The organism is Paenibacillus hebaui (assembly GCF_051934385.1).
GTDB lineage: Bacteria > Bacillota > Bacilli > Paenibacillales > Paenibacillaceae > Paenibacillus.
On sequence record NZ_CP196836.1, the window covers coordinates 4161019 to 4183016 of the forward strand.

Annotated in this window: 20 protein-coding genes and 1 other annotated feature; of the genes, 9 read left to right on the forward strand and 11 right to left on the reverse strand. The window is 44.6% G+C overall.

Features of this window, described 5'->3' with window-relative positions; translation table 11 throughout:
- Nucleotides 1–273 precede the first annotated feature (273 nt).
- The 4 genes from ACR32F_RS18385 to ACR32F_RS18400 form a co-directional block, all read right to left on the reverse strand.
- Nucleotides 274–1065: an ABC transporter permease gene (locus tag ACR32F_RS18385; RefSeq protein WP_440119944.1), complete on the reverse strand. Its 792-nt coding sequence runs from the start codon at nt 1063–1065 to the stop codon at nt 274–276.
- A 38-nt stretch (nt 1066–1103) separates the two neighbouring features.
- Entirely contained in the window at nt 1104–1898 is a 795-nt protein-coding gene (locus ACR32F_RS18390; protein ID WP_440109447.1) for an ABC transporter ATP-binding protein, read from the reverse strand.
- A gap of 30 nt (nt 1899–1928) precedes the next feature.
- Nucleotides 1929–2933, reverse strand: a complete 1005-nt coding sequence (locus ACR32F_RS18395; RefSeq protein ID WP_440109449.1) for an ABC transporter substrate-binding protein — start codon at nt 2931–2933, stop codon at nt 1929–1931.
- 149 nt (nt 2934–3082) lie between these two features.
- Nucleotides 3083–4597 (reverse strand): carboxypeptidase M32, encoded by a 1515-nt coding sequence (locus ACR32F_RS18400; RefSeq protein WP_440109451.1) that lies wholly within the window; start codon nt 4595–4597, stop codon nt 3083–3085.
- A gap of 226 nt (nt 4598–4823) precedes the next feature.
- Here ACR32F_RS18400 and ACR32F_RS18405 point away from each other — a divergent pair, with 226 nt between their 5' ends.
- The 4 genes from ACR32F_RS18405 to ACR32F_RS18420 all read left to right on the forward strand — a co-directional run bounded on the left by ACR32F_RS18405 (nt 4824) and on the right by ACR32F_RS18420 (nt 7021).
- Complete coding sequence (locus ACR32F_RS18405) at nt 4824–5387, forward strand: beta-class carbonic anhydrase (protein WP_440109452.1); 564 nt, start codon at nt 4824–4826, stop codon at nt 5385–5387.
- A 186-nt stretch (nt 5388–5573) separates the two neighbouring features.
- Entirely contained in the window at nt 5574–6140 is a 567-nt protein-coding gene (locus tag ACR32F_RS18410; RefSeq protein WP_440109454.1) for a PadR family transcriptional regulator, read from the forward strand.
- 99 nt (nt 6141–6239) lie between these two features.
- The gene (locus ACR32F_RS18415) at nt 6240–6737 is read left to right on the forward strand and encodes a hypothetical protein (RefSeq protein WP_440109456.1); all 498 of its coding nucleotides are present in this window, start codon (nt 6240–6242) and stop codon (nt 6735–6737) included.
- 5 nt (nt 6738–6742) lie between these two features.
- A complete protein-coding gene (locus tag ACR32F_RS18420; RefSeq protein WP_440109458.1) occupies nt 6743–7021 on the forward strand; it encodes a YxcD family protein in 279 nt (92 codons plus the stop codon).
- Between the two features lie 140 nt (nt 7022–7161).
- Here the strand turns inward: ACR32F_RS18420 and tyrS are convergent, their stop codons facing one another.
- The 4 genes from tyrS to ACR32F_RS18440 all read right to left on the reverse strand — a co-directional run bounded on the left by tyrS (nt 7162) and on the right by ACR32F_RS18440 (nt 11129).
- Nucleotides 7162–8421, reverse strand: coding sequence for a tyrosine--tRNA ligase (gene tyrS, locus ACR32F_RS18425; RefSeq protein WP_440109460.1), 1260 nt, complete (start codon nt 8419–8421; stop codon nt 7162–7164).
- Nucleotides 8422–8540: 119 nt separating this feature from the next.
- Nucleotides 8541–8762, reverse strand: a binding site (T-box leader).
- Between the two features lie 99 nt (nt 8763–8861).
- A complete protein-coding gene (locus tag ACR32F_RS18430) occupies nt 8862–9311 on the reverse strand; it encodes a DMP19 family protein (protein ID WP_440109462.1) in 450 nt (149 codons plus the stop codon).
- A gap of 39 nt (nt 9312–9350) precedes the next feature.
- A complete protein-coding gene (locus ACR32F_RS18435) occupies nt 9351–9512 on the reverse strand; it encodes a hypothetical protein (protein ID WP_440109464.1) in 162 nt (53 codons plus the stop codon).
- Nucleotides 9513–9659: 147 nt separating this feature from the next.
- The gene (locus ACR32F_RS18440; RefSeq protein ID WP_440109466.1) at nt 9660–11129 is read right to left on the reverse strand and encodes a protein adenylyltransferase SelO; all 1470 of its coding nucleotides are present in this window, start codon (nt 11127–11129) and stop codon (nt 9660–9662) included.
- Between the two features lie 398 nt (nt 11130–11527).
- On the opposite strand from ACR32F_RS18440, the gene ACR32F_RS18445 reads away from it, so the two are divergent.
- Nucleotides 11528–12712 (forward strand): IS256 family transposase, encoded by a 1185-nt coding sequence (locus tag ACR32F_RS18445; protein ID WP_440109429.1) that lies wholly within the window; start codon nt 11528–11530, stop codon nt 12710–12712.
- Between the two features lie 964 nt (nt 12713–13676).
- Here the strand turns inward: ACR32F_RS18445 and ACR32F_RS18450 are convergent.
- Both ACR32F_RS18450 and ACR32F_RS18455 read right to left on the reverse strand, forming a co-directional pair.
- Nucleotides 13677–14990 (reverse strand): nucleobase:cation symporter-2 family protein, encoded by a 1314-nt coding sequence (locus ACR32F_RS18450; protein ID WP_440109468.1) that lies wholly within the window; start codon nt 14988–14990, stop codon nt 13677–13679.
- A 522-nt stretch (nt 14991–15512) separates the two neighbouring features.
- Nucleotides 15513–16280: a hypothetical protein gene (locus ACR32F_RS18455; protein ID WP_440109470.1), complete on the reverse strand. Its 768-nt coding sequence runs from the start codon at nt 16278–16280 to the stop codon at nt 15513–15515.
- 248 nt (nt 16281–16528) lie between these two features.
- On the opposite strand from ACR32F_RS18455, the gene ACR32F_RS18460 reads away from it, so the two are divergent.
- Nucleotides 16529–17380: an AraC family ligand binding domain-containing protein gene (locus ACR32F_RS18460; RefSeq protein ID WP_440109472.1), complete on the forward strand. Its 852-nt coding sequence runs from the start codon at nt 16529–16531 to the stop codon at nt 17378–17380.
- Complete coding sequence (locus ACR32F_RS18465; protein ID WP_440109474.1) at nt 17377–18297, forward strand: DMT family transporter; 921 nt, start codon at nt 17377–17379, stop codon at nt 18295–18297. Before ACR32F_RS18460 ends, ACR32F_RS18465 begins: the two co-directional genes overlap by 4 nt.
- Nucleotides 18298–18343: 46 nt before the next feature.
- Here ACR32F_RS18465 and ACR32F_RS18470 read toward each other — a convergent pair whose 3' ends face one another.
- Entirely contained in the window at nt 18344–19036 is a 693-nt protein-coding gene (locus tag ACR32F_RS18470) for a pseudouridine synthase (RefSeq protein WP_440109476.1), read from the reverse strand.
- 388 nt (nt 19037–19424) lie between these two features.
- Here ACR32F_RS18470 and ACR32F_RS18475 point away from each other — a divergent pair, with 388 nt between their 5' ends.
- Both ACR32F_RS18475 and ACR32F_RS18480 read left to right on the forward strand, forming a co-directional pair.
- Nucleotides 19425–20309 (forward strand): hypothetical protein, encoded by an 885-nt coding sequence (locus tag ACR32F_RS18475; protein ID WP_440109478.1) that lies wholly within the window; start codon nt 19425–19427, stop codon nt 20307–20309.
- Nucleotides 20310–20733: 424 nt separating this feature from the next.
- Entirely contained in the window at nt 20734–21942 is a 1209-nt protein-coding gene (locus ACR32F_RS18480) for an MFS transporter (RefSeq protein ID WP_440109480.1), read from the forward strand.
- The last annotated feature ends 56 nt before the right edge of the window (nt 21943–21998 follow it).

A 21998-nucleotide genomic window follows, 5' to 3' on the forward strand; every position in this document is an offset into this window, starting at 1 on the left:
GGAATTTTTTCTTTACTCATAAACGGCATCAACCGGCATGCGCATACATGCCGGTCACAACAACGCGCCCCCCAGATAAGGGACGCTGGCAATTGGATTGATGCGACGGAAGCCACACGGCCCGCTTCTCCGTTGTCGCATTCATTTCGAATCTGCGCATATTCTTCGTAATAATTATCGTACTTGATTTTACAGGTTCGGGCAACGTGACAACCCTTGTGAAATTGTATACATATTATGAACGGTTATATCAGCATGTTGCACAATGCCGAATTATCTTCGCCCAGCCAGTAATTTGCGCTCTACAAATACAACAAGTTGATACATGGCTGTCGCAACAGCGGCAATAATCAGCAGACTCGATAGAACCAAGGTGAAGTTAAATACCTGAAAGCCATAAATAATCAGATAACCAAGCCCCTGCTTCGCGACCAGAAATTCCCCTACAATAACACCTACCCAGGCCATGCCAACGTTTACTTTTAGAGTAGACACAATGGCTGGAAATGAAGCTGGCAGAACCACCTTGGTAAAAATCTCGGAGCGATCCCCGCCGAACGTACGAATAACCTTAATATAATTCTGATCCACTTCATTGAAACTGTTATACACGACAAGTGTCGTTATAATGACGGTAATCGACAAGGTTGTCATCACAATCGCCGTAAAACCCGCACCAAACATCACAATAAAGATCGGACCCAACGCTACCTTGGGCATACTGTTGAATACAACCATATAGGGATCAAGCACTTTGGACAAAAAAGGAGACCACCAGATCAGAACCGCAAGTAGCGTTCCGATAAGTGTCCCCAGCAAAAAACCGACTGCCGTTTCTCCTACGGTGACCGCGACATGAGCCCACAGCTCCCCGCTGGCGATGTCCTTGCCAATCTGGTTGAAAATTTTGCTTGGGTAACTGAACAAGAGCACATCAATCCAGCGCAGCCTTCCCGCCAGCTCCCACAGCAAAAACATACACACCAGCATGGACAGCTGCACCATGAGTACTTGACGGCGCCATCTGGCAACTTGCTGGATATGGCTTCGGTGCAGCTGTCCCATCCATTCGTCACGCATTTCCTGCTTCTGATTTGTCTGATTCACCCGCTCTTCTCACCTCCTCCGGACTGATCCAGCTCACTCCATAATGCCTTAAACAGCTCATTGAATCCTTGCTGCTCCCTGGCGTAAAAAGGTTGTGCATTTCGAATCGCTTCGGGAACAATGAATTCCCGTCGAATACGGCCCGGATTACGATCAAGCACAATGACGCGATCACTGACCGCAATGGCTTCGGACAGGTCATGTGTGACAAGCACTGATGTTTTACCGGACTTCTTCAATATGTCGGAGACCAGATCCTCCAACTGCAATTTGGTCTGGTAGTCCAGGGCGGAGAAGGGTTCGTCAAGCAACAATATTCCTGGATCAATAGCCAGTGTGCGTACCAACGCAACCCTTTGCCTCATCCCGCCGGATAGCTCCGAAGGATACTGATCTTCGGTTCCGGCAAGACCCATGCCTGCCAACAGTTCACGCGTATGCTCACGACTCCGCCCATCCAGTCTGCCTGTCAATTCAAGCCCAATTAGGGCATTGTCCAGAATGGTGCGCCACGGAAACAGATAATCCTGTTGCAGCATATAGCCAATCTGGGGGGATGGCCCTTCCACCAGTTTACCTTTAACCTTGATCTCACCTGCAGTCGGGGTGAGCAGCCCGGCGATGATCGACAACAATGTGGTTTTACCGCATCCGCTCGGGCCGACAAGACTGACGAATTCTCCTCGCTCGACCTGAAAACTCAGATTTTCGATAACCAGGGATGCTTCACGCTCATTCACATAGACTTGAGAGATTCCTTCCATTCTGATCATCATTTCGGATTCAGGCATATATGCTCACTTCCTTTCCTGAATACCTTCTTACTTGGTTACCGCCGCTTGTTCTGCATAGGTATTATCAACAAGAGTATGTGAGTCTACCCGCTGTTTCAGCTCCCCCGCAGCGCTCATGATGTCCAGTAAGTTATTCCATTCTTTCTCATCAATGACTGGATCGGTTGCATATGTGCCCTGTTCCTTATAACGGTTCACACTACTTACCAAAATGGCTGGATCGATATCTTTGAAATAGGGAGTGATGACTTCGGCGATCTCTTCAGCAGAATGGGAATCCACCCAAGCTTGCGCTTTGTGCAGGCCGTTCGTGAACTTCTGGACGATATCTTGATTGTCACGGATATAGCTTTGTTTGGTCATAAAAACGGTATACGGCAGGTGTCCGCCTTCCGCCCCAAATGACGCAACGACCTTGCCACGACCTTCTTGTTCAAAGATTGATGCCTGTGGTTCAAACAACTGCACATAATCTCCGGTACCTGAGGCGAATGCTGACGCAATATTGGCAAAATCCACATTTTGGATCAGCTCCAGATCATTCTGAGGATCAATCCCGTGTTTGTTCAGCGTGAATTCACCTGCCATTTGAGGCATGCCGCCTTTCCTTTGTCCAAGGAAGGCACTCTGCTTCAGTTGATCCCAATCGAAGGTGCCTTCCGGATTCCGGGCAAACAGAAAGGTTCCATCCGTTTGTGTGAGCTGGGCAAAGCTAATGACCGGATCTTCTGCACCTTGCTGATAGACGTAGATAGACGTCTCTGCTCCAACCAGCGCAATATCTACCGAACCTGCGAGCAATGCCGCCATCGTTTTATCCCCGCCAGCTGTCGTTTGAATGTCCACTTCAAGCCCCTGTTCCTCAAAAAAACCTTGGGCCACGGCTACATACTCGGGTGCGTAGAATACAGAACGTGTAACCTCACCAATCGTAATTTTGGCTTCATTCTTCTCTTGATTGCAGCTGGTGAGCGCCACAATAATAATGAGCAAAATGACAATGGCCCGGACAAACCAGGGCGTGTATTTCATGGCAGTTCCCTCCTTCACTGGTCTTCGGCTGTTTCTCTCTACTATGGATATGCTGATGCCCAACAAAAGGTTAAGAACTTACACGCAAAAAAAAGAGCCGGGCAATGAAGCCCCGCTCCTCTAGATTTTACAATGTTGTTGTCTCTGTCTTACAGCTTGTATATCTCGGCATACTTCGCTTCCAGATAATCGGCCAGATAATCCGGGTTCAATTCTTCCCCCGTAACTGCCATGATCAATTCGGAAGGTGTGCGGCTTTTACCATAGCGATAAATTTTATCTGTCAGCCATTCCTTAATGGGAACCAAGTTGCCTTGCGCAATATTGGCATCGAACTCAGGCATTTCCTTACGCAATGTATGTAGAATTTGTGCTGCATACATATTGCCTAGTGAATATGAAGCAAAGTAACCGAAATCCCCACCGGACCAGTGAACATCCTGAAGCACACCCATCCCATCATTTGGAGGCACGATGCCAAGGTACTCTTTATATTTAGCATTCCAGGTCTCTGGCAGGTCTTTGACTTCCAAGCCTTCATTGAACAGCATTTTCTCAATTTCATAGCGGATAATAATGTGCAGATTGTACGTCAATTCATCCGCTTCAATCCGAATCAGAGAACTCTCCACCCGGTTGATTGCACGATAGAAGTCTTCCAGTTCAACCTCACTCAGTTGTGGGAAATGCTGCTGCAAATCGGTGTAATAGCGTTTCCAGAACGGAAGGCTGCGGCCAATCATATTTTCCCAAAGACGGGACTGGGATTCATGAATACCCATAGACGTTCCCTCGGCAAGAAGGGTGCCCGCCAGGCTGTCGTCAATATTTTGCTCATACAAGGCGTGTCCACCCTCATGCAATGAACTGAAAACCGCACTGGTAACGTCATCCTGCAAATAATTCGTCGTGATTCGCACATCACCCGGGTTAAGGCCTGTTGCAAAAGGATGTACACTTTCGTCAAGTCGTCCTGCTTCAAAGTCATATCCCATCTGTTCCAGAATGAATAGACTGAACTTCTCCTGTTGATCCGTGTCAAAAAGCTGGTTCAGGAACTCCGTATTCGGCTTGCTCTCCGAGGCATTGATCTTTTCCTGCAGAGGTACTAGGCGTGCCTTGAGGCGGGCAAATACGGCGTCTACTTTCTCAACGGTCAGATCCGGCTCATACATATCAAGCAGCGTATCATAGCGTGTATCCTTCACACCCCAATAATCAATAAACTCCTGTTTGAGCTTCACGATGTCAGTGAGGTAAGGTGAGAAACCAGCAAAGTCACTGTTATGCTTGGCATCTTCCCATGCCGTTTCCGACTTAGCGGTGAGCACGGTGTAAGCTTGCACTTTCTCCGGCGGCACGGACTGACTGCGATTATATTCTTTCTGGCAATCTTCGACCTGACGGCGATCGATATCTTCCAGTTGTTCCAATACCTCGGGATTAGTTAAGGCATCCAGGCAGGATTTCATCTCAGCAGAGGTTTGCAGTTTGAATGCTTCGGTCGATAACATACCCAGCGTCTCCGAACGGGTTGGAACGCCTTTTTTCGGCGCACCTGTGCGCAGGTCCCAGTGAAGCAAGCCAATAGCTTCATGATAACTCTTGATTTTGCGAGTCAGATTACGGAAGGATTCCAGATGTTTCTGTGTTTGTTGTTCCATTGTTAACGTCACCTCTTCAAAAAAAATGTATACACCCTATTGATGATACTTTTTGCATTGTATATAATCAACTTTTAACAGATGCAATTTGCATTACTCTTCTATAGAGCAAAATATTGCGAGTTGCTGACCGTGGTAAAAAACATAAAAATATAGGACGTAGGACAAGCTGCACTTTGGTGCAAGTGGTCGTGCTCATCGTATTGGATAACAGGAGGCAATAGACATGAACAACATTCAAGAGATTTTGGAGTACAACAAAACATTTGTCGAGACTAAAGAATACGAAAAGTATACGGCTGGCAAATTTCCAACCAAAAAGATGGTCATCATTACGTGTATGGATACCCGTCTGGTAGAAATGCTGCCCAAGGCCATGAACCTGAAGAATGGCGATGTGAAAATCATCAAAAACGCTGGTGCGATTATTTCTCAGCCCTTTGGATCTGTCATGCGTAGTGTACTTGTCGCCATCTATGAGCTGGGTGCAGATGAAGTCCTGGTTGTCGGACATACGGAATGCGGCATGGCTTCCCTGCACGCCGAAACGATGATTGGACATATGGTTGAACGGGGAGTATCGGCAGAAGTCATGAGCACGCTGGAGAACTCGGGCATCCGTTTGCAAAAGTGGTTGCGCGGGTTTGACAGCGTTGAAGAAGGGGTAAAACATACTGTGGAAGTGATCAATAAACATCCATTGCTTCCGCCCAATGTACCCGTTCACGGCATGGTCATTGATTCTTACACAGGTAAGCTTGATCTTGTCGCTGAGGGATATGGGCAATAGACCTCTCTCTAAATGGTTTTGGGTGCGGACCTCGGGGTCCGCACTCTTTTTTTGTCTAAATTGAGGCAGTTCAGCTGTCAGGTTGTCAAACCATACAGTTTCAGTGTACACTTTTATGAAAGCGGTCAAAGAAAGCAATTTTTGTTGTTCTCAATGGCCCAGCCCTAATATTAAGGAGACATGTGCATGAACATACTTTCCTACGGATTGCTCGGGCTGCTTACCCGCGAGGAGTCATCAGGATATGATCTGATGCTGAAGATCCAGCCACATTGGCAGGCCAAACACAGTCAGATCTATCCACTCCTTTCCAAAATGGAAAACGATGAGCTTTTAGCCTCCCGCTGGGTGCAACAGTCTGATAAACCGGACAAAAAAATGTATGCAGTCACGGACAAAGGAATTGAAAAACTGCTGGGATGGATGATCACTCCCGTTACCGCTCCGGTTACACGCGATGAGTTCAATCTGCGTATTCTATGTGTCGGCATTGCGGAAGACGGAAGCATGAGACGCATTCTGAATGAACGTAAAAACTGGTTTATGGAACGCATTCGATATTTTGAGGAACTGAAGGCCCGAATACCTCAGGATAATCTGCGTGTAGGCAGCCGGGAATTCGGAAGTTACATTCTGGTCCAAAAAGGTTTAATGAATGCACAGACAGGCCTCGAATGGTGCAACTGGGTTACCCAATTACTCGATGGTCAAACGGCCATTCAGGATCATTGTCCAAGTATTTCAGAAAATTAATCAAAATTTGAAACGTTCCTGTAAGTCGACCGTATTATTGGAGTAAGGCCCATTTTTTTGGGTAATCAAACAAATTAATCGGGGGGTACGATCTTTACAATGAAGAAAAAATTCGGAATTAAACATCTCATGATGGTTTTCATGGCCTTTACATTGTTGTTCGCAACAGTTGGAGTCGCAAATCCGGATTCTGCTGACGCTAGACGTGGCGGCGGTTTCAAATCAGGTACGAAAAGTTATACCAACACACCTAAGAAATCCGATTCCAACAATAATGTGAGCAAATCAAACACCAATAACAACTCCGGAGCAGCAAATACAAACCGTGGCGGATTCTTCGGCGGTGGCGGCGGATTCATGAAAGGCATGATGCTTGGTGGTTTGGCAGGTATGATGTTTGGTGGATTGTTTGGTGGCATGGGAGCCCTCGGTAATATTCTTGGACTGCTGGTAAACGTTGCTGCAATCATGTTGATCGTTATGCTCGCAATGGCTATCTTCAGAGCTATTACCAATCGTCGTAAACCAGCACAGGATGGTCGATATGACCGTCGTAATGATCGCGATGATGACCGCAACAGAAACGGACGGTACTAATCTCTATGGTTCTGAGCATGGATGAGATTATAAACGCGATCTGTATTCATATGGCTGAACGCAAAGGTGTGCGTCCAACCGATGTTAACGTAGAACTGAGCTGGGAAGAAGACACAGGGTATTCCGCTGAAGTCTGGATTCAGGGCCGTAGTCAATTTTTGGTTGAATCCAACATGATCGAAGCGATCCTGCGCTACCTGCATAGTGAATACAACATCCGGGCATACCGTGAGAATGTAAGGCTTGATCTGGATGAAGAGATCACAGCGATTGTAAATCAATAATATACGCCATCTGCGGATGGAATAGTAAAAGACCGTCTCCATCATGTCATTGACATGAATGGAGACGGTCTTTTTGTGTTCCTTGGGAAGGTAAAACATCCGTTATGACCTTTCCAGGATTCATACGATTGCTAAGAATACTACTTCAACTTCACCAAACTGTAGTTCTTCTTGCCTTTACGGATAATGATGAATTTACCACCGATGGCGTGCTCTGCGGAGACCGTGAATTCCAGCTCCGTAATTTTCTCACCGTTCATGGAGATCGCTCCTTTGGTGACATCCTCACGTGCCTGACGTTTGGATGGCTCCAGGCCAAGATCCACGAGCCAGTCTACAATATTTTTCGCTTCACCGTCGGTTTCGAACGTTGGCATTTCCTTGAAGCCCTGCTCGATTTCGCCTGCTGTAAGAGAACGAATATCTCCGCTGAACAGTGCTGCGGTAATACGTTTCGCCTGCTCCAGCATGTCGTCGCCGTGAACGAATTTCGTCATTTCTTCAGCGAGCGCCTTTTGTGCTTCACGCTTATGCGGCTCGGTTTCTACTTTTTCCGCTAAAGCCTCAATTTCTTCTTTGCTCAGGAACGTGAAGTATTTCAGGTATTTGATCACATCACGGTCATCGGTATTCGCCCAGAACTGGTAGAATTCAAATGGAGTTGTCTTGTTTGGATCAAGCCAGATGGCACCGCCCGCCGATTTACCAAATTTAGTACCGTCTGCTTTGAGCATGAGTGGAATCGTCAGACCATAAGCTTTTGCTTCTGATCCTTCTTTTTTCCGAATCAGATCAAGACCACTTGTGATGTTGCCCCATTGATCAGAACCGCCGATTTGCAGCTGAACATCCTCATGTTGGAACAGGTGCAGGTAATCGAGCGATTGGAGAATCTGGTAGGAGAACTCGGTAAACGAGATTCCGTCTTCCAGTCTGCTCGCAACCACGTCTTTGGCCAGCATCGTGTTGAGGTTAAAGTTCTTCCCGTAGTCGCGCAAAAATTCAATCACATTGATTTTATGTGTCCAGTCGTAATTGTTTACCATACGTACCTGATTGTCTCCATCGGTGACAAAGAGCTTTTTCATTTGTGCAGTCAGAGCATCCACATTAGCCTGTACTTCTTCCATCGTTTGCAGGGAACGCTCCGATTGACGACCACTTGGATCACCAATGGTGCCTGTAGCTCCCCCAATCAGAATGACAGGACGGTGGCCGGCGAGTTGGAAACGTTTCAGCATCATAAACGGAATTAAATGCCCAATATGCATGCTGTCACCTGTAGGGTCAACTCCACAGTACAAGGAAACCGACGTCGTCTCAGTCAACTCACGAAGACCCTCCGCATCCGTCTGTTGGTTAATAGCATCGCGCCATTCCAGTTCATCAATAATATTCAAAACAAACAACCCCTTCTCTATCCATTGGTATTAGTCCATGATTTACGTTAATTCATAAAGAGCTAAGCCTGGTGAGACTTTTTTGGACACAAAAAAATCGCCGCCTTGTCTTCAATAGACATAGGGACGATTATCATAACCGTGGTACCACCCAACTTGCACAGACAACAGCTTACACGCTGTCCATACCGCTTTCGGCAAAATATCGATCGCCATTCCGCTTGGCATTACCCAAGTACTCCAGAGTGTAATTCGCAGCCCTTGTATGTATCAGGTTCCATCACCCCCTGACTTTCTGTAACAGGGACAAAGCCGCTACTGCGCTCTATCAACGTAATTCATGTATTCAATTTATAGCCAGTATAGCCGAACGTTAAAATCATTGCAAGGGCAAGTGTACAATCTCTAGACCGAACGATAGATGCGAGCCTGCACCCAACTTATAGAGTCATCATTTTTAACTTCCCGTGATAATAATCAAAGGCCTTCTGCGCGATCTGATCCTCATTGGCCCAGAATTGCTGATCCAGTGTATCCAGCTGTTGCTCCTGTTCTGCTGTTAGATATTGAGGAATATCCCACAGCTCTGTAAGCCTTTCATCCTCTTCCAAATGCTCAATGCAGCCGTATGCTGACTTTATAATCTCCAACACTTGAGTCGCACCAATGGTATGTAATGCCCGCAAGGCATGGAGATATGCCTCTTCGCCCCAGTTGCAGAAAAACTGTATAAAGCCACCGTTAAAGACATCCACCTCTAACAGCCATATAGCAGCAATTTCCTGCTCATTTGGAGTTAACGCAGCCCATCCCTGTGCAGATTCATTCTTTTTCTCGACAAATGATACCGCATACTCATACCAGATATCATTGATATCCTGTTCACTCACGTCAATCACCTCTCTTTTCTTGGTTTTAGTGTCTGCCGTTCAAGCTCCTGACGTTTGCCTGACATATGGAACACCTTCCCATTTAAAGGTCTCAAACAAACGATTAACATAGTTCTCCATCTGTTCCCTACGGAATGATGTCTGCACAAGCAACTTTATAAGAATGGCTGCCAGTTCTCGTTTACTTCGGATGTTGGACATGAAATCACCCACTTCAAAAAGTTACACACTTCTATTTCATTTGGTTGCACGATCTTTCTCCGAATTCAGTAAGAACGGTGAAAGCTGACGTTGACCTCATAATGAAAAAGCTGCCAATGGCAGCCTCTTCATTACACACATTTTCAATCAAGTCCCACAAAAAGTCTGATAAGACGTATCGCATTGTGCAGGCAGTTTAGCATATTCAGCTTGATCATGGGAATGCGCGTACGGGCTTGCCAGAACAGCAAGAAGCTTTTCCATCACACTAAGGTCTCCATGATTCTCCGCTCGTTCAAGTGCTTCTTCTACCCGATGATTCCGAGGAATTACCGCCGGATTGCTGTCTTTCATCAATTGCTGCGAAACATCCTTCGCTTCCTGCTGTCTGCCCAACCTTGCCTGCCACCGATCGTTCCATTCAGCAAACTCTGAAGTGCCAAACCAAGAATTCCTCTCCAACGTATCAAAGGTCAATGCCAGGAAAGTATTGGTGTAATCTGCATTATGCTTCTCCATGAGTTCAAGAAGGTCTCTGATTAGCGTTTCGTCCTCAGCCTCTTCATTAAACAAACCCAACTTGGATCTCATACCGGAGAGCCAATGATGATGATACAACTCAGAGAACTGGGCAATGGCAGTCTGAGCGATTTGCACAGCCTGTTCTTCATCTTCATGCAGCAGCGGCAGAAGTGTCTCGGCAAATCGAGCCAAATTCCAGCCACCAATATACGGTTGATTGCCGTAGGCATACCGACCTTGTGTATCAATTGAACTGAATACTGTCGCCGGATTATAAGCATCCATAAAGGCACACGGTCCATAATCAATCGTCTCACCACTGATCGCCATATTATCCGTGTTCATCACACCGTGGATGAATCCAACCTGTTGCCACTTGGCAATGAGAGACGCCTGGCGTTGAATCACCTCCTGAAGGAGCAGAAGATAGCGATTGTCAGCTACGGCGATATTAGGAAAATGTCGATGCAACGTATAATCAGCTAATGCTCGAAGATCATCAATAGACCCCCATCTGGCTGCGTACTGGAAGGTTGCTACTCGGATATGACTAGCCGCAACTCGGGTCAGTATCGCCCCAGGCCGTTCTGTTTCGCGTGTAATGTTTTCTCCGGTAGATACCACTGCCAGACTTCGGGTTGTTGGAATACCCAGTGCATACATCGCTTCACTAATAATATACTCACGCAGCATCGGTCCAACGGCAGCACGCCCATCTCCTCCGCGGGAATATGGTGTTCTTCCTGAACCTTTCAGCTGGATATCCATTCGCTCGCCTTGTGGTGTGATCTGTTCACCAAGCAATAAAGCCCGTCCATCACCAAGCATGTTAAAATTAGCGAATTGATGACCTGCGTATGCCTGGGCGAGAGGCTCGGCTCCTTCAGGAATCAGGTTACCTGCAAAAACAGTCGCCCCCTCTTCATTGTTAAGCGCTACGGCATTCAATCCAAGGCTTGTCGCCAGTGGTGCGTTGAAAATGAGCAGCTCAGGGGCTTGAACAGGTACAGCTCCCTGACTCGTATAGAAGGTTTGCGGCAAACGGGCATAACTGTTGTCCAAATTCCATCCTTTTTTCTTTGTTTCTGGTTGCATGTGATCACAACTCCTTTTCCTATTCCAGTTACATTTATAATTGACCCCTAGTACTTAGATTTAGTCATTTTGAATTGCATTCTCTAAACCATTATAATAATCTCCAAACCTCAAGTTTACTATTCTAACTTCGCTCATCAACCCTCTTTAATAGATTGTTTGTAAATAAAGCAAGAACAATTGAGGTAATAACAATGTTATCTATTGCCTTAATCATAATTGTATGTATTCCATTGAGTAACCCTAACATATAGTTTTGTTGAATAACACTTTGTATAGAAAGGTAGTAGCTATTCATTGGTATAGAGAGCGTAAAATATATTGTGTAAATAGAAAAAGGAAGACCTTTTCTAGTAGAATTGAGTTACCACACAACAATTCAGAGAGAGGTCTTCCCTATGAATCATTTTACAACAGATTTAGTTCAAGCTCTAGTCACCAAACAAGATATTACAGAAGTATTTCGCAATCATTTAGAGTCTGCCATGAACCACTTGCTCGAAACGGAGCTTACAGCGTTTCTGGATTATGAAAAATACGACCGTGCTGGCGTGAATTCAGGCAACTCTCGTAACGGATCGTACACTCGTACGCTTCATACCGAGTATGGCGACTTGCAGCTTAGTATGCCTCGGGATCGGAATGGAGTGTTCAAACAGCAGACGGTAGCGCCGTATAAACGTTCCAATGACACCCTGGAATCCTTTGTCATTCACCTGTTTCAAAAGGGGGTCACCATGACGGAAATCGCTGACCTCATCGAGAAAATGTATGGCCATCACTACACGCCTCAAACGGTTTCCAACATGACCAAAGTCATGACCCAGCATGTCGATGCATTTATGAAACGACCGCTGGAGAAGCGTTATGTCTGCGTCTATATTGATGCGACGTACATCCCTGTGAAGCGTGAAACGGTAGCCAAGGAAGCGGTCTATATTGCCGTAGGCATTCGTGAGGATGGCTCCAAAGAGGTACTTACGTACGCGATTGCACCGACCGAATCCGCTTATATCTGGAAAGAACTACTTCAGGACGTCAAACAGCGTGGCACCGAACAAATCCTTCTGTTTATCTCTGACGGACTGACCGGGATTGTGAATGCAATCCAAGAGGTATATCCCCAAGCGAAGTACCAAACCTGTTGCGTTCATTTATCTCGTAACATCGCCCACAAAGTTCGGGTGACGGATCGAGCAGAGATCTGTGAAGATTTCAAGTCCGTGTATCGTGCTGAGGATGAAGAAGCAGGTAAGGCTGCTCTGACTACCTTCTGTGACAAATGGAAAGCCACCTATCCCAAAGTGGTTCAATCGTTGAGAGAGAATCCCTATATTTTCACGTTTTACAGCTTTCCCAAACCCATCTGGAGAAGCCTGTATTCGACGAATCTGATCGAATCGTTTAACAAGCAAATCAAGAAATACACGAATCGGAAAGAACAATTCCCTCATGAAGAGGCATTAGAAAAATTCCTGGTTTCCCAGTTTGAAAGCTATAACCAACGTTTTGCTACCCGTTGTCATATTGGCTTCGATCAAGCACGAGCAGAACTGCTAGCCATGTTCACCACAAAAGAGTAACATCACCCTACATAAGAAAAGGTTATTTCATTTACACAAAAATCTTGACGCTGCCTTGGTATAAGGTAGTGTAGGATAAATGAATAATAGAACATATCAATTATTTCATAAGACGAATTAAATATTATATTTAACGAAAAGCTATAAATTGTCGCAAAAAGAAAATCCGGCAACAACATGAAGACTAAAATTACTGATACAAAGGAGAGTATGACTTTTAACAAACCATCATTTCCTTTATGAATTTGTAATGTTATTCTAACTAGATCGATACTCAAGAATACCAATAGAAACAATACTGATACCGAAATGATTGCACATAAATACCCTATTAAACACCTATGTTGATATATTTATCGTAATTCCCTGTATAATTAGAACTAACTAGTGGGGATAGCATAAACAAGAATAAAGTAAAAAACAAAAAATATCCCATCACTATGAACAAATATTTAAAATATATCCTTGCAAAATTCAGTCCATATATTCGCTTTAACCACCTATTATAGGCATTTCTATACCGCATTATTACCATTACTAAGAAAATAGGAAATATAGCTAACAAAATAATGAAGGGAGGAGAAAAAATCGCAGGCAACAAACATAAAATCCAAATTTTTCTTTTCCTGTGACTTAATATGTATACTAGAAAAATAACACTTAATGCTAGCTTCATAGTTAATGCTAGCTTCATAGTTAATTCCTCTAAAGAATATACCACTATGAAATTGCTAATATGCTACCTATAATTAATGGACTATATAAAAGGTCCATTAACCCACCTAAAATCTTATTCATTTAAACCTTTCTCTCCCTTTGACCAAAATTAATTGCTATATTCAATCGATACTATAATTTTATCATATCAGAATCTATTTGATTTTAGCACAAAAAAAGCTCATGGCACTTTCCATGAGCCTTATCCACTCTGACGGGTGAATTTATCATCAGCACAAGCTAGTTATTACGTAGCTTCTTGTGCCTGTACAGACTGTACGGGCAAACTCTCCTTTTTAAATCCGAGGTTAAAGAAGACATTGAGCAGGATGGCGCACAGACTGCCAGTGATGATGCCGTCGCTAACAATAATGCGAATACTTTGAGGAAGCTGGGCAAACAGATCGGGTACAGCCGTGACACCAAGCCCCAATGATACCGAACAAGCAACGATCAGTAGATTGGATTGCTTGCTGAAATCCACGCTTTGCAGCATTTTAATACCGGATGAAACCACCATGCCGAACAGAACAACCGTGGCCCCGCCAAGTACCGCGCTGGGTATAATCGTTGCGAACGCAGCAACTTTTGGAATAAGTCCGAGAAAAATCAGAATGCCTCCAGCCGCAACCACCACATTGGTCGTTTTCACCTTAGAGAGCTGAACCAAACCGACATTCTGAGCAAATGTATTATATGGGAAAGCATTGAATATGCCGCCAAGTACAAACGCCAGACCTTCTGCACGATACCCCCTTGCCAGATCCTTTTCGTTAATCGGTTGATCACAGATTTTGCTCAAGGCCATAAACACACCTGTAGACTCGATAATGACAACCGTACCGACAATCATCATGGTAATGATCGGACCGATTTCGAATGTCGGCCACCCAAAGTAAAAGGGCTGTGGCAAGTGGAACCAGGAGGCTTCCTGCACAGAGCTGAAATTCACTATCCCCATGAGAGCAGCGACGAGGGTACCTACAATAATGCCGAGGAGAACCGCGAGGGATTTAACAAAGCCACGAGCATATCGATTCAGGATCAGAATGAAGAGTAACACCCCAAAAGAAAGCATCAAATTATCCAAACTTCCGAAATTCTCGCTGTTTGCTCCACCCGCCATGTTTTTAATACCGGTTGGGATAAGCGCAAGACCGATGATGGTTACAACTGTACCAATCACGACTGGCGGGAACAGTTTGACGATTTTGCTGAAAAACACAGCGAAGACAACGATGAATACTCCCGCTGCGATGATGGACCCGTAAATGGCTGGAATCCCATATTGTGATCCTATCGCAATCATGGGTGTGACTGCTACAAAAGAGCTTCCAAGCACCGCTGGCAAGCCTATCCCCAAATACTTTCCTTTTCGAGCCTGAAGCCAAGTTGCAATCCCACACGTTAACAGATCAATGGATACCAGATACGCCAATTGCTCAGCAGTCAGGTTTAGAGCCCTTCCCACCAGCAATGGAACCAAAATCGCTCCCGCATACATCGCCAATACGTGCTGAATCCCCAGTGAAAAAATTCTCATCTTTTTGATTTCTTTCATCCAAAGTTGCCCCCCTGAATTAGAATCAACCGAATCCGCTGCAAAATCATGTTATGTTGATTCACATTATATAAACAACTCAAGACAGTTCCATGATTCATAACATAGAATTGTTATACGGGCCAAATAAATCTTATTTTATTGGGCATATTGTACAAAATAAAATCGGACGCCGCCTATTTCGCGTCATATTAATTAACATAATGGGTTAACATCACCCATTTACATCGCAAAATACATATCTCAGAAGCATTGAAAAAATGCTGAATATTCTATTCTCGAACATTCGTCTTTGAAGCTCCGACAGATCAACATAAATAACAACAACCTCAGATGAGAACGGCAAGCAAAATATTATTTTTCAAAAACATATTCTTCATCGTAGTTTCGATTAAGGAATAAAAATACCGCTCACCCTGAGACTTTGGTCTCGAGATAAGCGGTTTTATTTTTAGAACAAGTGGTCCCCATCCAACTAAGCTTAGCTTAGGCTCCTCACTAATGTGTCTCACCTACGCTAAGTTATTCAATATCGCTACGCTTGACCGTAGTGCCATCATCAAAAATGATTTGATCCATCTCAAATTCAACCGTAATTTTTTCTTTTGGAGTATCCCTAAACTCAATATCCTCATCCATAAATTGATTTACTTCGAAACTACCGTCATATGTAGCAGATGTTCCGGCCGTAATTGCTTTATCATATTTTACATTAAGTGATTTGATCTCATTATCAAACATATCCTTGAATGTGATGAGGCCTTGAAACCCTTTCACCTTTTTGTCAGAGATATTTTTAATGTCAAGCGTCATGTTGATGACGTCTTTAAATATCCACTTATCCGTATCTTTGAACGTCACACTCTTTTTGAGTAACCCTACGCTCAATGTATCATTCAGAAGTTTTAATTGGGCTTGTTTTTCTTTTTCTGCTTCTTCCTGTTTTCTTTTAATTTCTTCTTGTCTCTTTTTTTCCTCTTCCTCAATCTTCCGCTGTCTTTCTTTTTCATCCGTTATAATTTGGATCACCGTTTTTGATGAGAGGTCTGTATTTTCGCTGCTTGCATGCTCAATTGCCTTGCTATAAAAATCTTTATCTTCTTGTGTAAGTTCAGTCGTAGTCTTCACATCCTGTGAGACAGTCTCTGAATACAGCTCTTCTGTTATTGGCTTTCCACACGCAGATAACATAATAGTCACTAACCCAATAAGTAGAGTTAATGCTAAACCCTTTGTCTTCGATTTCCCCTTCAACACTGCACACCCTTTAATCATTTTATTTTCACGCAAAAAAAATAACCCCCTTCCCATTTCACCTCCTTCAGGAAATTTATACCTCATAAATTATAACATCAACAGGACATTTGGACTAGATGTAACGGAGTCTTAAGTCACACTTCATATGTACATATACCCCTTTCAACTAGTTAACTCGATCTAGCTGTTGGGCGTGCCCTTCGAGCAATAGCAATATCGTCCAAGAAAATTCCTGCTATGCATATTATAATGACGTTAACATACCAGAAAGAAGGTGCATCATGACTCGGGAAGTTCGGACCGTCGTATTTGATACCGATCTACAGCTAGAAGCTTATCAATTTGAAGGCATTATGCAGAAGTTTCCCAATCATTTTCATGACTATTATGTTATTGGATTTATTGAGCAAGGCAAGCGACATCTCGTCTGCAACAACGAAGAATATATACTGAACAGTGGAGACATCATTGTCTTCAATCCACATGATCCCCATGCCTGCGAACAGGTGGACGGGAGAACACTCGATTATCGCTGTATCAACATCCAGCCTGAGGTCATGCGAGAGTATGCGCGGGAAATTACCGGACAAAATTTCTTACCCCGGTTTACTTCCCCCGTTCTCTACCAAAGTGAACTTGTTAGTTCCCTGCATGAGCTGCATCAGATGATCCTGGAAGAGCAATCCGATTTCTACAAAGAAGAACTGTTACTCTTTCTGCTGGATCAATTGATGAGAGAGTATGCGGATGCTGAGCCGCCTGTTTCCACGCAGGACGTCACCACGGAGATCAGACACATATGTGATTACATAGAGTCTCATTACATGGAGAGTATCACGCTGAACCAGTTAGCCGACTTGACGAAATTGAGCAAGTATCACCTGCTGCGTTTATTCACCCGCCAGAAAGGGATATCCCCTTACCGCTATCTGGAAACGATTCGCATTAATCAAGCCAAACGGCTGTTGGAACAAGGCCAGCTTCCGATTGAAGTGGCTGCACAGACAGGATTCAGTGACCAGAGCCACTTTACGAATTTTTTCAAAAAACTGATCGGCCTCACGCCCAAGCAATACAGACGTATCTTCAACCATGACACGGAACCGAAACGTATCCCGGATAATAAGGTATGACGAGTCAACACAAAGTCCCTACCGGACATCTGCTCGCTTTACTAACGATACTGATCTGGGGCACAACGTTTGTCTCCACCAAAGTTCTGCTGAATGACTTTACCCCTGTGGAGATTTTGTTTTTCCGTTTCCTGATCGGGTATTTGGTACTGTTCCTGATCTATCCGCGTTCAGTGAAGATTACATCATTCAGAGAAGAATTGCTCTTTATTGCAGCCGGATTATGCGGGGTGACGTTATATTTTCTCATTGAAAATATTGCGCTGGTGTACACAACGGCTTCCAATGTGGGTGTTATTGTCTCCATTGCCCCATTCTTCACTGCCGTGCTCGCGCATTTCTTTCTGGATGGAGAAAAGTTAACTCGTCGCTTTATTATCGGATTCGGGATTGCCTTGAGCGGCATCATACTCATCGCACTGAACGGCAGTTTCATCCTGCAGCTGAATCCGCTGGGTGATTTGCTCGCTTTCATAGCACCAGCGGTATGGGCCATCTACTCTGTGCTCATGCGCAAAATTGGTGTGCTTCCCTATCACACCATCGGTGCCACGCGCAAAGTGTTCTTCTATGGTTTAGTTTTCATGCTGCCAGCCCTGTTCCTGTTCGAGTTTCACTTTGATCTCAGACGCTTTACAAACATGGCCAATCTCTCCAATTTTCTCTACCTTGGTCTGGGTGCCTCCGCGTTGTGTTTTGTGACCTGGAACCGTGCTGTGAGTCTTCTCGGAGCAGTCAAAACGAGTGTTTATATCTACTTGGTGCCTGTCATTACTGTCGTGTCATCTACACTGATTCTTCATGAACGGATAACCTGGGTGATCATTCTTGGGGCGTTCTTAACCTTATTGGGATCAACTATTTCAGAGCGAAAAGGTCGAAGCAAATCCAAAGACACTAATCTCAGTATGGGTTAGTGTCTGTTTCATTTTTTACCAACATAACGGAGGGGCTAATTATGGGCTAATTCAATTTGGACAAAAGAATCTCAAGTTCCTCTTTCTCCAGATGTCTCCATTGTCCCCGTTCCAGGTGATCCAACGTAATATTCATAATTCGGATGCGCTCCAGTTTCAGCACTCTGTACCCCAAGGCTTTGCACATTCTGCGAATCTGCAGGTTAAGGCCCTGTGTCAAAATAATACGGAATACGTCTTCGCTTTGCCTGTAAACCTTGCATCGCTTGGTCACCACGTCCAGAATCTCAACGCCTTGGGACATGGACTGCACAAATGCATCGGTCACCGGTTTGTCTACAGTCACCACATATTCTTTCTCATGGTTATGCTCCGAACGCATCATTTTGTTCACAATACCGCCGTCATTCGTAAGCAAAATCAAACCCTCTGATGCTTTATCCAGCCTGCCGATGGCAAAAATGCGAGATGGATAATTCACATACTGAATGATGTTCCCCTTCACCTGTTCGGCTGCGGTGCACACAATACCGATCGGTTTATTCAAGGCGAGGTAAACTGGCTCGCTGTCATGATGAGGAATTTCATTGCCATCAATGAGTACGACATCGTGAGGTTCAACATTCGCCCCTTTTTCACATACCCTGCCATTGATCGTTATGCGTCCAGCTGCAATTAATCGGTTCGTTTCCCTGCGGGAGCAGAACCCAGTTTCACTTATGTATTTGTTAATTAACATGTTCCACCGCTTCTCATCTGTAATATTTCCGCTGGTTCGTTGAGTTAAAGGTACGTTCATTTACTTCGTTCAACGAGTTAGTACCTTGTACTGATTCTCATTCCATATCATCTCACTTATAATGAAACGAAGCAATGAATGGTTATTGAAAACACATACGACGGTACATAGAAAAGCCAAGCTGCACTCTAAAAGTGCGTGTTCAAAAAGACCGGTTTTCAGTACCGAGAAGATGGGATGAAGCTAGAAATGGAGTAGCGGAGCGTAGGGAAAACGACGTGAGCAACGGACATTTCGGCTGAATTCCAACTTCGATGCTGATGATGCCACTTGGCATCCTTCGTAATCAAAAGCGGACTTTTTGAACAACCTCTAAAAGGAGATATCCATGGACAAAAAATGCATGAAAGTACTGAAAAAGTTATATCTGCACGCTAATGGTGACTACGACAGGGAGCGCGAAGTTATGATATACAATACCGATACACTAACTGCTGCCGAACAGGACCTATTAATCACACATGACTGGGTAGCTAATGACCTGGAGATGATCCGCCACGATGATATCATTCACCAATTCATTGCCTTGCAGCAGAATAAGCGTCTGTCCTGGACCACCATTACGAATGCATTTATTGCAGGTGTCGGTGGCAGCTACCCCCGCGGCATACCTACACTCGCCAGCTACCATATGATGATTCATATGCAGCAACACCCTTATGAAGAAGCGGAACGATTCCTCGCTTGCAAGGTTTGCGGTTTCAGTCACAGCGATGAGGGTTGGAAGAATCTCTCCTCTATCCGGAATTCCCTCCACCAGGGTTATGATTATAGCGGGACAAGCGTTGGTGCATATGCCGATTTTACGGAGTTTGTCACCTTATTAGCGCAAGGGCCAATTACACCAACTGTGGATGACATTGCAACGTTCAACCAACTGCTTCACAGTCTGGATCAGGCTGAGGATGAGGAATCTCCAGGAAAATATGAAAAACGACTCACTGCTGCAAAACTGGTCAAAGGACACGCTGGAATCCGCAGAGGGATCTTGAAATCGCTATCCATGGTAGGGGTTCTGCCTAACCGGGTTCTTCCTCTCAGTCCTGACCACTGGACTAACATTGAAGAAATTCTCGATGGTGAGCTATTGCTTAACAATACCAAAGGTCGCTCCGATATGGAGATGCCGTGGGCGGGCTGGGAAGGTAATCTTGGTGTGAATTGGAACATAGCGCGCAAGCTGTTTGGGGATGCAGTTTCAGTTCAAATGTAACGTGATATCCTTCATGATTAATTCATTATAGCGCGTCTACTCACGCACCATTCGACGGGATTTTTTTTACAGATTGCTTAATAGCGATAGGTTTATGTCAGATATCTTCGCATAGAACGGATAATCAGAACGTTTCCCGTCTGCTCAGACAGGGAACGTTTTTTAATATGGACATCTTACAATCCCTGATCAATACAAATGCCAAACACTGTTAAAAGGTCATATTGATTTGATCATATCTATCCTTTCGACACGAAATCGTTTTAGGACAAACATGGTTCGATAAACTTGATTTATTCGCCAAAAGATAACATTATTTTACAATAAAAAGCATGTACAATTTCATAATTATGGTATAAGTTATATACGAAAGAAACAATTATTACATAATATTAAATTTATATCCACCTCAGGAGGGTAACGGATGAGACGAATTTTCGCTTTAAGCTGCGGTTTTTATCTATTAATCGGCATAACCAGCGTAGTAATGGGGGCGCTTTTACCTGTGGTGTTGTCACACTATGGGCGCGGTTACAGTGATGGCGGCTTTTTACTCTTTTTGCAGTTCCTCGGTTTTCTTGTCGGGGTGCTTGTCGCTCCTTCAATGACTGCCCGCATCGGAAGAAAATCCATGCTGCTGATTGCGCTTGTCTGCATTGTAGCTGCTTATGCTGTTCTCGGATTTTTGCCATCCTGGACTGTCGTTCTTCTACTTACCATTCTCATAGGCTTCGGCTCAGGCATCATTGAGCCTTCCGTTGGTGCGTTTACGATAGAATTTACTGAAAATCAGAAGGCCGTGGCGATGTCCAAGCTTGATGTGTTCTTTGCTCTCGGTGCACTCCTCATTCCAGCTATCGCTGCCCTGTTCATTTGGCTGGATCTGTGGCATCTTACTTTTTATACGGTGGCCGTGTTGTCACTGGTTCTCATGCTGCTGTGGGTCACCATGCCTCGTGCAGCTTCACTCTATCTGAAACAGGCTGGCGAGAATACAGTTGCACATGCAGCAGGTAAAGCCCGTTATTCGAGAAAGCATCTGGGACTGCTGACGATTTTCGTCATCTTCTTTTTCATCTACATGGGATTGGAACTTGGGTTAATGAATTTCCTGCCCTCCATTCTCGTAGAACGACTGCAGCTTCAGGAATCTGTCGCATCGCTGAGTGTCTCCATCCTGTGGATTGCGATGATCATCGGCCGTCTTTTCTCGGGGAAAATAGCGGAAGCCGTCAACTATATGCCTTTCCTGATCTGGAGTACGGTCGGCACGCTTTTGTTTGCAGTCGCTATGGTATTTGTAACTGGACAGTGGGCAACGTATGTCCTGATCTTCGGAACCGGTCTGTTCATGTCAGGGCTGTTCTGTATCGCACTGGTCTATGCAAATATTCTGATTCCCGGCATGACCGAGCGGACAACTAGTATCCTGATCGCATCGGGGGGTATTGGAGGTGCCATCTTGCAGTATGTGACTGGATGGAGTATGAGCACAGGGCCTGTCGTGAATACGATCTGGATTTTGGCCGGATTCTGTCTGATCTTGCTTCTTACATTGATGGTCTCTCATCTATGGACTGTAAAAAATAATGCAGTAAGTGCTGCTCTCGCACAACATAGTAAGGAAATGTAAACATCGTTTCTTAAGGGAGGTGATGCCCGCATAATCCGGGATTGTTGAGCTTAGTT